Origin of the sequence: Kitasatospora sp. NPDC002227 (assembly GCF_040296285.1) — a bacterium.
Taxonomy (GTDB): Bacteria; Actinomycetota; Actinomycetes; order Streptomycetales; family Streptomycetaceae; genus Kitasatospora.
Genome location: NZ_JBEOWY010000008.1, coordinates 92,775 through 102,963, shown reverse-complemented (window position 1 = coordinate 102,963; position 10,189 = coordinate 92,775). Strand labels below are relative to the sequence as shown.

The following is a 10,189-nucleotide window of genomic DNA, read 5'->3' as shown; positions in this document are numbered from 1 at the left end:
CGGCGCCCCCGGCCCCGCCCCGCGCCCCCCCCCGCTGGTCCCGCGGGGGGGGCCGGGGGGGGCCCCCCCCCCCCCCCACGTCCGCCGCGCAGCCGTCGGGCAGTTGGCCGCCGGGCTGGTGCCGGACCAGGCCGGAGGGGTGGCTCGGCTGGTTGTAGAAGACGAAGTCCGCGTCCGAACGGACCCGGCCGTCCGGGCCGAGCAGCAGGGCGGAGGCGTCGACCTCCGGGGAGCCGGGGCCGGTCTGCCAGCAGAGCACGGCGCGCACTGCGGCGGCCGTCAGCGAGATATTGGCGCCTTTGGCCATCACGTGCGTCATGACTCACCATCCTGCCTGTTCGTTGTTCCGCCTTCAATGCGGCGGTCCGGAACGATCTCGGGGGCGCGGGTCGGAAGCGCTTCGGCGCGGGGGTCGGAACGGTTTCTGCGAGCCCGCTGGGAACGGTTTCGCCGGTCGGGGCGTGATGAGTTGTGAAGCGGGCGGTAATCTTCCGGGAATTCGCTGTTGCACGGCTCGACGCGGGCTGATCGATCCGTACGATGAGCAGCCAGTCAGCGGGAATTCCGCCCTTCCGACCGACCCTCTGGGGAGAGCATCTTGCGCCATTTCGGCCACCTCGCCGACGACGTCCGCGCCCGCCTCTTCCTGGAGCAGCCGACCCCGTTCGACCGGCACAGCGAGGCCGCTGTCCTCTCCACCGCGCTGGGGGCCACCCTCTACAGCCCCGCCACCCGGCTCACCCTGCGCTCGGACATCCGCAAGCAGGCCGCGCGCGGGGTGGTCTCGATGGTGCTCTGCCTGGAGGACGCGATCGCCGACCACGAGGTGGCCGAGGCGGAGGCCAATCTGGTCACCCAGCTGCGGCTGGCCGTCACCGGCCCGGGCCAGGCGGAGCTGCCGCTGCTCTTCGTCCGGGTCCGCCACCCGTGGCAGATCACCGATCTCGTCCGCCGGCTCGGCCCGGCCGCCGGGCTGCTGACCGGCTTCGTGGTGCCCAAGTTCACCGAGGAGAGCGGCGCCGCCTTCCTGGAGGCGCTGGCCGAGGCCGAACTCGGCGCCGGGCAGCGGCTGTACGTGATGCCGGTGCTCGAATCCCCCGAGTTGGCCCACCTGGAGACCAGGCGGGACCAACTCTTCGGCATAGCCAGGCTGTTGGAGAAGTATCGGGACAGGGTGCTGGCCGTCCGGCTGGGCGTCACCGACCTGTGCTCCGCATACGGAATGCGCCGCTCGCCGGACTTGACGGCCTACGACGTGGCGCTGGTGGCCGGGGTGATCGGGGATGTGGTCAACGTGCTCGGCCGGGCCGACGGCACCGGGTACACCGTGACCGGGCCGGTCTGGGAGTACTTCCCGGTACAGGAGCGGATGTTCAAGCCGCAGCTGCGCCGCACCCCCTTCGTGGAGGCCGGGCCGCCGGCCGACGGGGTGCGCCAGCGGATCATCGAGCACGACCTGGACGGCCTGATCCGCGAGATCGAACTCGACCGCGCCAACGGCCTGTTGGGCAAGACCTGCATCCACCCGAGCCATGTGCCGGCCGTGCACGCGCTCTCGGTGGTCACGCACGAGGAGTGGTCCGACGCGCGGGACATCCTGCAGCAGGACGGCGGCGGGGTGCTGCGCTCGGCGTACACCAACAAGATGAACGAGGCCAAGCCGCACCGGGCCTGGGCCGAGCGGGTGCGGCGGCGGGCCGAGGTGTTCGGGGTGGCCCGCGAGGGGGTCAGTTTCGTGGAGCTGCTCGGGGCCTGCCTGGGCGCGGAGTTCGGAGGCGCGCGGTGAGCAGCGGTGTTGGTGTCGGTGTTGGCGTTGGCGTCGGTGCTTCGGCGTGGAGCGGTGAGGTGCTCGGTGGTGAGGTGCTCGGTGGTGAGGTGCTCGGTGGTGAGGTGCTCGGTGGTGAGGTGCTCGGTGGTGAGGTGCTCGGTGGTGAGGTGTGGAGCGGTGAGTGGGTGCGGGACAGGCTGGGGGTGCGGCTGAGCGGCTCGCCCGAGCTGCCCGGGCTGATCGGACTGGCGGTGCGGCGCAACCCGCGGCGGGCCCATCTGCTGGTCTCCCGGGTGCTCGGCAAGCACGTGCCGCAGCGCCCGGCCGTGGTGCACGGAGCCGGGCTCGAACTCGGCCTGCGGGTAGGCAAGTTGCTCGGCGCCGAGGCCGACCGGGCGGTGGTGCTCGGGTACGCCGAGACGGCCACCGCGCTCGGGCACAGCGTGGCCGACGGGCTCGGCGCGCCGTACCTGCACTCCACCCGGCGGCCGGTGGCGGGGGTCGCGCCGGTCGGCGGTTTCGAGGAGGAGCACTCGCACGCGACCTCGCACCTGCTGCTGCCTGCCGACCCGGGGTTCCTGGCCGGGGGCGGGCCGCTGGTGCTGGTGGACGACGAGTTCTCCACCGGGCGGACGGTGCTCAACACCGTCCGCGCGCTGCACGCCGCGTACCCCCGCGAGCACTACGTGGTGGTCGCGCTGGTCGATCTGCGCACGGCCGAGGACCGGGCCCGGCTGGCCGAGGCCGCCGCAGCGCTCGGGGCCAGGATCGACCTGGTCGCCGCGGCGGAGGGGGCCGTCGAGCTGCCCGCCGACGTCCTGGCCCGGGCCGAGGAGCTGATCGCGGCCCAGCCGGAGCCGGTGCCGCTGGACGGGCCCTCGGGTCCGGTGGTCCGGGTGGACCTCGACTGGCCGGCCGGGCTGCCCGAGGGCGGGCGGCACGGCTTCACGGCGGTGGACCGGGCCAGGCTGGAGGCGCTGCTGCCGTCGGTGGGCGCTGCGCTGGCAGACCTGGTGGACGGCTCGGGCCGGGTGCTGGTGCTCGGCTTCGAGGAGCTGATGTACGCGCCGCTGCGGATCGCCGGGGCACTGGCCGCGCAGATCGGTGAGGAGCGGGTGTACTTCTCCACCACCACCCGCTCGCCGGTGCTGGCCGTGGACCACCCCGGGTACGCGATCCGTACCCGGCTGGCCTTCCCGGCCCACGACGACCCGGCCGACGGCCCCGGCGAGCGCTACGCCTACAACGTCGCCCCCGGCGAGGACGCGCGGCGCCGCTTCGGCACCGTCCTGCTGGTGGTAGACGCGCCCGCCGACACCCCCGCCCTGCACCAGGGCCCCGACTCCCTGCTCGCCCAACTCCGCCGCTGCGCGGACCGGGTGGTCCTCGCCGTACTGCCCGCCCACCGCCCCCTGGAGCTCGCACCGTGACCGTCCTCAACCCCCGGCCGCTGACCGGCCCGGAGTTCTCCTCCTACCCGGCCGAGGACGTCCGCTGGCTGCTCACCGATCTCTCCGGCGTCCAGCTGGAGGCCCCGACCGAGGAGCGGGAGGAGGCCGTCCAGCAGGGCGGCGCCCACTACGCCGAGTCACTGCCGATCGAGTACCAACCGAGCGCCGAGTACCAGGAGTTGTACCGCACCGCGCTGACCGCCTCGGCCCGCCGGATCGCGCTCGCCGTCGGCACGGTGGCCGAGCTGCTGCGCCTCGAGCGCGGCCCGGAGCCGGTCTTCGCCTCGCTGGCCCGGGCCGGCACCCCGGTCGGCGTGCTGCTGCGCCACTGGTACGCCTTCGCCCACGGTGTCGACACTCCGCACTACGCCCTCTCGATCGTCCGGGGCCGGGGTATCGACCAGGTCGCCACGGCCTACCTGGCCGCCCACCACGACCCGGCCCGGGTGGTCTTCGTGGACGGCTGGACGGGCAAGGGCGCGATCACCCGCGAACTGGCCGCCGCGCTGGCGGGCACCGCCTTCGACCCGGCGCTCGCCGTACTCGCCGACCCGGGCCGCTGCGTCAGCACCTACGGCACCCGGGACGACTTCCTGATTCCGTCCGCCTGCCTCAACTCCACCGTCTCCGGCCTGGTTTCGCGCACCGTGCTGCGCGCCGACCTGATCGGTCCGGGCGACTTCCACGGCGCCAAGTACTACCGGGAGCTGGCCGGGGCGGACGTCTCGGTGGAGTTCCTGCGGGCGGTGCAGGCCGAGTTCGCCTCGGTGCGGCCGGAGGCGGAGGCCGAGGCCGCCCGGCTCGTGGCGGCCGACCGGACGCCCGACTGGGCCGGCTGGGCCGCGGTGGAGCGGATCAGTGCCGAGTACGGCATCGACAACGTCAACCTGGTCAAGCCCGGGGTCGGCGAGACCACCCGGGTGATGCTGCGGCGGGTGCCCTGGCGGGTGCTGGCCCGGCGGGGCACGGGGGCCGACCTGGACCACGTCCGGCTGCTCGCCGAGCAGCGCGGCGTACCGGTCGAGGAGGTCGACGAACTGCCCTACTCCTGCGTGGGGTTGATCCACCCCCGGTACAGCCGGGGAGCGACCGGGGCCGACGGTACGGCCGTTTCGGGCCTGTTGACGTGAAGATGGGGGACAACGTGGTGAAGCAGCAGTACCTGGTCGCCAGCGACCTGGACCGGACGATGATCTACTCCAACCGGGCGCTGGCCCTGGACATGCCCGACCGGCTCGCGCCCCGGCTGCTCTCGGTGGAGGTGCACGACGGCAAGGCGCTCTCCTTCATGACCGAGCGGGCCGCCGGGCTGCTCGCCGAACTGGCCGGGGAGGCTCTGTTCGTCCCGGCCACCACCCGGACCAAGGCCCAGTACGAGCGGGTCAACCTGCCTGGGCCGACGCCCGGTTGGCTGCCCAGGTACGCGATCTGCGCCAACGGCGGCCACCTGCTGGTCGACGGCGTGCCGGACGGGGACTGGCGGGCCGAGGTCGCCGCCCGGCTCGACTCGGGCAGCGCGCCGCTGGCCGAGGTGGTCGAGCACCTGGCGCTCACCGCCGACCCCGAGTGGACCCACAAGCGGCGGGTGGCCGACCAGCTCTTCGCCTACCTGGTGGTGGAGCGGGACGCCCTGCCCGAGGGGTGGGTGGCGGAGCTGACCGGGTGGTGCGGCGAACGCGGCTGGTCCGTCTCGCTGCAGGGCCGCAAGGTCTACGCCGTGCCCGCGCCGCTCAGCAAGAGCGCCGCGCTGGCGGAGGTCGAGCGCCGGGTCGGTGCCGCCACGATCCTCGCGGCCGGCGACTCCCTGCTCGACACCGACCTCCTCCTCGCCGCCGACCACGCCTGGCGACCGGGCCACGGCGAACTCGCCGACGGCGGCTGGACCGCCCCGGCCGTCACCGCCCTCGCCCAGGCCGGGGTGACGGCGGGGGAGGAGATCCTGCGGCAGATGCTCACCCACGTCCGTGCGGGTGCCGCGGCGGAGCGGCAGGTGCGGCTGTCGGAGCGGGGGTAGCCGCTCGGGGCGGGGCGGGGCGGGGCGGGGCGGGGCGCCGCACGGCTTGTCGGGGCGGTGGCTCGGGGAGCGGTACCGGGTGAGGCGGTAAATGGGCGGGGCGGGGCGGGCGTCGCAGGGCCCGCCCCGGCCCGGTCGGTCAGCCGCAGCAGCCGCCACCGCAGCAGCCGCCGCCACCGCCGGACGGGGGCTGCGGGGCGGCACTGCCTGATGCCGCGCCGGTCACGGCGACGGTGGAGAGCAGCTTGACGGTGTCCGGGTGCCCCTGGGGGCAGACGGCCGGGTCGTTGGCCTGCGCCATGGTGCGGCGCAGTTCGAAGGTCGCACCGCAGGAGCGGCAGCGGAAGTCGTAGCGAGGCATGTCCGCAGCGTACCCACTCCCTGGCCCGCACCGGTGCTGCCGGCCCAGGACTGCGCCTGGGCAGGCGGCCCGGTGCGGCCCGGGAGGGGGCAGGCCCTGGGCCTCCCCGGCGTGGTCGGGAAGAAAGCCGACCCCGACCGGACCGCCCGACGTGGCGGGGGAGACGGCAACCCTTGGGGCCGGTCCGTCGCCGGGGCCGACGAGCCCGCCGCTGCTGCGGTGCCCGGGCTCGCGGCTTTTCCGCGTGGCGGCTGTCGTGCCGCGCTGCACGGATGCGTGGCTGCTCCGTGGGGCCGGCTGCCGTGCCGCGCCGCCTCAGTGGCCGCGGATCATCGTGATGACCTGGGCGGCGGTGTCCCGCACGGCGGCCAGCTCGGTCAGGAAGTGCCAGTAGTCGGGGTGGCGGCCGGCCGACTCCAGCGAGGCGACGGCGCGGTCCAGGCGGCCCACGGCGGCGTCCAGCGGTCCGGCGTGCCGGGGGTCGGGCGCCTGGCGGCCGGCCATCGCGAGGCGCTGGGCGTCGCGCAGGGCGAAGCGGGTGCGCTCGATCTCGCCGTGCGGGTCGTGCTCGACCTCGTTGAGCAGCCGCAGCCGGTCGCTCACGGCGGCCACCGAACCGTCCGCCGTCTCGAGCAGGGCCCGGACGGTGCCGATCGCGGCCGTGGCGTCCGCCCAGCGCTGCTCGTCCCGGGCACGGGCGGCCAGGGTGAGCTGCTGCTGGGCCGTCCGCCCCGCCTCCACGGTCTGCGTGGGCACCCGCTGGAGGTCCTGCCAGCACTCCGAACTGAACCGCCGCCGCAGCTCGCTGAGCGCCGGCTCGACACTGCTCGCCCTGGTCTCCAGCGCCTGCACCCTGGTCCGCAGGCTGGCCAGCCGCCGGTCGATCTCCTGGGCGCGCTCGGGCAGTTGCTCGGCGGCCACCCGGATCGTCTCGGCCCGCTGCGCCACGTCGTCGGCCCGCCGCAGCGTCTCGGCCACCCCGTGCCGCGCCACGCCCTCGTTCAGCTTGCCGAGCTCCGGCGCCAGCTGGGCCAGCCGGCCCGCCAGGTCGTCCGCCTTCAGCCCCGCCGAGCGCACGCCCTCCAGCGCCGTGGTCGCCCCGAGCAGTGCCCGCTTGGCCCGCTCCACGGCGGGCACCACCCGCACCAGCTGCGCCTCCGCCTGCTGCAGCAGCGGCTGCAGCCGCTCCAGGAAGCGCTCCAGCTCGATCTGCTTCGCGCCCAGCTCGCGGGTGGCCTGCTCCAACTGCTGCTGGGCCCGGGCCACCAGCCCGGGGTCGAGCTCGGGGGCGTCCAGATCGGTGCCGTCCAGCGCCGCCAGGTAGGCCACGGTGACCTGGTCGATCCGGCCGGAGATGTCCTGGAAGTCGTTCAGCGCCTGCCGCAAGGCCGGACTGTCCCCGCCGGAGCGGACCGTCTCCACCGCGAGCTGCACGTCCCGCTGGGTCGAGTCCAGCTGGTAGAAGGCCTCCTGGGCGGCGTCCCGGGCCGCCTTCGCGTCCGCCCGCTGCGCCTCACCCCGCCGCCACCAGCTGCCCCGCCCGCCACCGCCGCCGGCCACTCTCACGCCACGCTCCCTGCTCAGCTCCACTCCCGACCCACCGGGCCACGCCCATTCTCACCGATCACCACCCTCCCCCGGCACCCCCGCACCGCCCTCCACCGCGAAACCTGCACCACATCGCCCGCCGGACCAGGTACTCTTACCTTTCGCCGTACGCGCCGGCCCGCCGTCGCACCACGGCAGGGGTGCATAGCTCAGCGGTAGAGCGCTGCTCTTACAAAGCAGATGTCGGCGGTTCGAAACCGTCTGCGCCCACCGAAGTGATCAGCGGAAACGCTGCACCGGCCCAGGTTGGACGCACTGCGTCCGACCTGGGCCGGCTGTTTTCTCCGCCCACTCCAGGCGGTCATGAAACGTCCGCCGGTCGGCGGGGCTACCGGTAGGCGAAGTCGTAGGAGATGTCGAAGCCCCCGCCGGTGAACGGAATCCCGACGCTGACGGCGACGACCCAGTGCGGCGTACCTCGGCCGGGTATGCGGTGCACCGACTCGGAGCGGGTGTCGGCGAGAGCCCGGCTGACGGCGCCAGGGTCGAGCCCCAGGACCTGAGCGTCTGCCGCCAGGGCTGCCCGCGCGGCGGGGCGGGTGTTCACGTGGTAACTCGCCCAGGTGGTGGAAGGTGCCGCGAAGGGGGTCCCTGACGACCAGACGTTGGAGAACTCGTGATCGAGGATGCCGCCGGGCGTCACCAGGACGACCTTCAGCACCTCGTAGCTGCCGTCCGGATAGGTGACGTTGGCCAGAGTCTCGCCCCGGCTGAAGCACAGGTCACCCCGGGACGGCCGATGCGTCAGGTCGACGCGGACGGGAGCGTGCTGACAGCGTGCCGGGAGGGGTTCGTCTCCTGGGGCGCCGACGTGCCACCCGCACCCGGCGAGCGTGAGCGCGGCGGCGACAGGCGGAATCAGGACACATCGGTTTCTCACGCTGCCTCCGTACTGCCCGGCGGGCTTCCAGGGTTGCTGTCGGCCAAGGCGAAGCTACCACCGGGCCCTTGAGCGCCTTGGTGTCAGGTGCCGTCATGGCCAGGGGGTGGGGGCCGGTGGAGGGAGGACGGGTGGGTGGTCGTCGCAGGTGAGGGTGTTGGGGAGTTCCCAGGGGGCTAGCCAGGGGCCGGTGGTGCCGCTGCCGGTGTTGTGGCCGAGGTCGGTGACGGTGAACTCGGAGCCGGCGGGGGTGAAGTGGAAGGAGCCGCAGTTGTTGATGCCGACGGCGCCGACGTTGCGGGCGGTGACGTGCTCGAAGGTGGCGTTGCCGGCCGAGCGGGCGCTCAGTACGTCGGTGCCGGTGCCGTCGATGCGCAGGTCCTTGAAGTGCAGGTTGGTGATGGAGTAGAGGTCCTTCACCGGCCAGTCGGCGACGGTCATCAGCGCCGCGTAGGTGTTGTCGAGGAAGTCGTCGCCGGTGACTTCGACGTCGGCGTCGAGGCTGTGCTCGAGGGCGTAGAACCACAGGGCGCCCAGGCCGATCTTCCAGTTGAGCTCGAAGGTGCCGGCCCGCACGGTGGTGTTGTCGGTGACGGCGATCCGCCCGGTGAACGGGACCGCGCCGAAGCGGGTGCCGAGGTGCAGGGCGCTGCCCTCGCGGACGGGGTCGGCAACCAGGTTGTCCGCGACGGTGAGGTCCGAACCTCCGTACAGGGCGATGCCGTTGGCCAGCACCGGCGTCTGGACGGTGTTGTGGGAGATCAAGTCGCGTTCGTCGGCCGATGGTTGGGACCACAGGGCGATGCCGTCGTCACCGGTGTTGCGGACGAAGTTGCCGCTGATCACCGAATCCGTCAACCCGCCGTGGAAGTTGATGCCGTCCGCGATCTGGTCGGCGATCCGGTTGCCGGTGATCCGCAGGCCGGTCATCGGCCCGTCCAGCCAGATGCCGGCCTTGGTGTGGTGCAGGTAGAGGCCGTCGAAGCTGGAGTGGCTGAAGGCGCCGCCGATCCCGTTGACCTGGTCGGTGTCGATCCGCTCCCGGACGTCCCCCTCGATCGCGAGCCCGGCGAGGTGCACGTCGTGGCTGCCGCCCTCCGTGGCCGGCCTGCCGTAGAGGCCGACTCCGGTGTGCACCGAACCGTCGGGTGCGGGGGAGGGCAGGCTGACTTGGCGGCCCTTGAGCACGGTGTACCAGCTGCCCGCGCCCTGGACGGTGACGTGGTCGACCAGGAGGTGGCGGTCGACCCGGAAGGTGCCCGGCGGGACGTACAGCGGGCGGCCCGTGCGCTGCGCGACGGCGAGCGCCGCGTCGAAGGCGGGTGCGGCGTCCCGGTGCCCGGTCGGGTCGGCGCCGAAGGCGAGCAGGTCGAGCGAGCCGGGGGAGGGGCGGACCGGTTCGGGCACCTGCTCGGAGTCCAGCACGTCCACCGTGGTCGCCACCGCTCCCGCTCTGCGCGGGACTTGGAGGCGGAGCACGGACCCGGCCGGGTAGCTGCGGCCCAGCCGGAGGCGCTGCTCGTCGTAGAAGTGGCTGGGCCGGAAGGGCTCCGGGAAGACCGGCGCCGGGGTGGTCTGCGCCGGGACGCAGGAGCACTCGGTGGTCCACCAGTCGGGGTGCAGCGGCCCGGCGGTGGGGTCGTTGCTGAACGGGTACTCGTTGTAGAGCCAGGCGTACTGCGAGCTCAGCGTCATGGTCTGCCGGTGGCCGCCGATGCTCACCTCCAGCGGCTCGGTGCGGCCGCCGCCGCCCGGGGCGTCCGGGATGCTGTACCGGACGGTGATCGCGTTCGCGGCGGCCGGGAGGGTGAACTCCAGGTACTGGCCCGGCGCGAGCGTCACCGCCCGGCGGCCGGTGGCCTCGGAGGCGAGTGTGTACGGGGTGGTGTCGGGCCCGGTTACGGTGCCGTCGGTCCGGGCGGCGAAAGCGTTCTGCTCCTGGAAGGGGACGGCGGCGCCGCGCCCGCCGAGCAGGCCGGGGTCGAGCCCGGCCCGGGTGACGGCGGGCGGCGGGGCCGCGGCCTGGGCGCTGCCCGTGGCGAGCGGAGCGGTGGCGAGCAAGAGAGTGAGGGCGAGGGCGAGTCGGTGCATGGTGCTCTCCGTCCGT

The 10,189-nt window shown here is 73.9% G+C and carries 7 protein-coding genes, 1 tRNA gene and 1 pseudogene; 4 read left to right on the top strand and 5 right to left on the bottom strand.

The genetic code is table 11. The features are described from left to right. Positions 1 to 319, bottom strand: a 319-nt coding sequence (locus tag ABT095_RS09825) for a TerD family protein (RefSeq protein ID WP_350528812.1), incomplete at its 3' end; no start/stop codon positions are given. Positions 320 to 598: 279 nt separating this feature from the next. Between ABT095_RS09825 and ABT095_RS09820 the strand changes: the two genes are divergently transcribed. The 3 genes and pseudogenes from ABT095_RS09820 (at position 599) to ABT095_RS09810 (ending at position 5,233) form a co-directional block, all read left to right on the top strand. Beyond that, on the top strand, positions 599 to 1,786 hold the full coding sequence (locus ABT095_RS09820) for an HpcH/HpaI aldolase/citrate lyase family protein (protein ID WP_350528811.1): 1,188 nt from the start codon (positions 599 to 601) through the stop codon (positions 1,784 to 1,786). Positions 1,787 to 1,935: 149 nt separating this feature from the next. Next, a pseudogene (locus tag ABT095_RS09815) lies at positions 1,936 to 4,349 on the top strand (phosphoribosyltransferase). Positions 4,350 to 4,351: 2 nt separating this feature from the next. Continuing rightward, positions 4,352 to 5,233 carry an HAD family hydrolase gene (locus ABT095_RS09810; protein WP_350528810.1) on the top strand — a complete coding sequence of 294 codons (882 nt, stop codon included), beginning with the start codon at positions 4,352 to 4,354 and terminating at the stop codon, positions 5,231 to 5,233. A gap of 139 nt (positions 5,234 to 5,372) precedes the next feature. Here ABT095_RS09810 and ABT095_RS09805 read toward each other — a convergent pair whose 3' ends face one another. Together ABT095_RS09805 and ABT095_RS09800 are read right to left on the bottom strand one after the other, a co-directional pair. Continuing rightward, entirely contained in the window at positions 5,373 to 5,594 is a 222-nt protein-coding gene (locus ABT095_RS09805; RefSeq protein ID WP_350528809.1) for an FmdB family zinc ribbon protein, read from the bottom strand. A gap of 315 nt (positions 5,595 to 5,909) precedes the next feature. Continuing rightward, positions 5,910 to 7,160: a coiled-coil domain-containing protein gene (locus ABT095_RS09800; protein WP_350528808.1), complete on the bottom strand. Its 1,251-nt coding sequence runs from the start codon at positions 7,158 to 7,160 to the stop codon at positions 5,910 to 5,912. A 180-nt stretch (positions 7,161 to 7,340) separates the two neighbouring features. On the opposite strand from ABT095_RS09800, the gene ABT095_RS09795 reads away from it, so the two are divergent. Further along, positions 7,341 to 7,412, top strand: a tRNA-Val gene (locus ABT095_RS09795). A gap of 118 nt (positions 7,413 to 7,530) precedes the next feature. On the opposite strand, the gene ABT095_RS09790 is transcribed toward ABT095_RS09795, so the two are convergent. Both ABT095_RS09790 and ABT095_RS09785 read right to left on the bottom strand, forming a co-directional pair. Next, entirely contained in the window at positions 7,531 to 8,082 is a 552-nt protein-coding gene (locus tag ABT095_RS09790; protein WP_350528807.1) for a hypothetical protein, read from the bottom strand. A gap of 93 nt (positions 8,083 to 8,175) precedes the next feature. Continuing rightward, positions 8,176 to 10,173, bottom strand: a complete 1,998-nt coding sequence (locus ABT095_RS09785; protein ID WP_350528806.1) for a glycosyl hydrolase family 28-related protein — start codon at positions 10,171 to 10,173, stop codon at positions 8,176 to 8,178. Between the last annotated feature and the right edge of the window lie 16 nt (positions 10,174 to 10,189).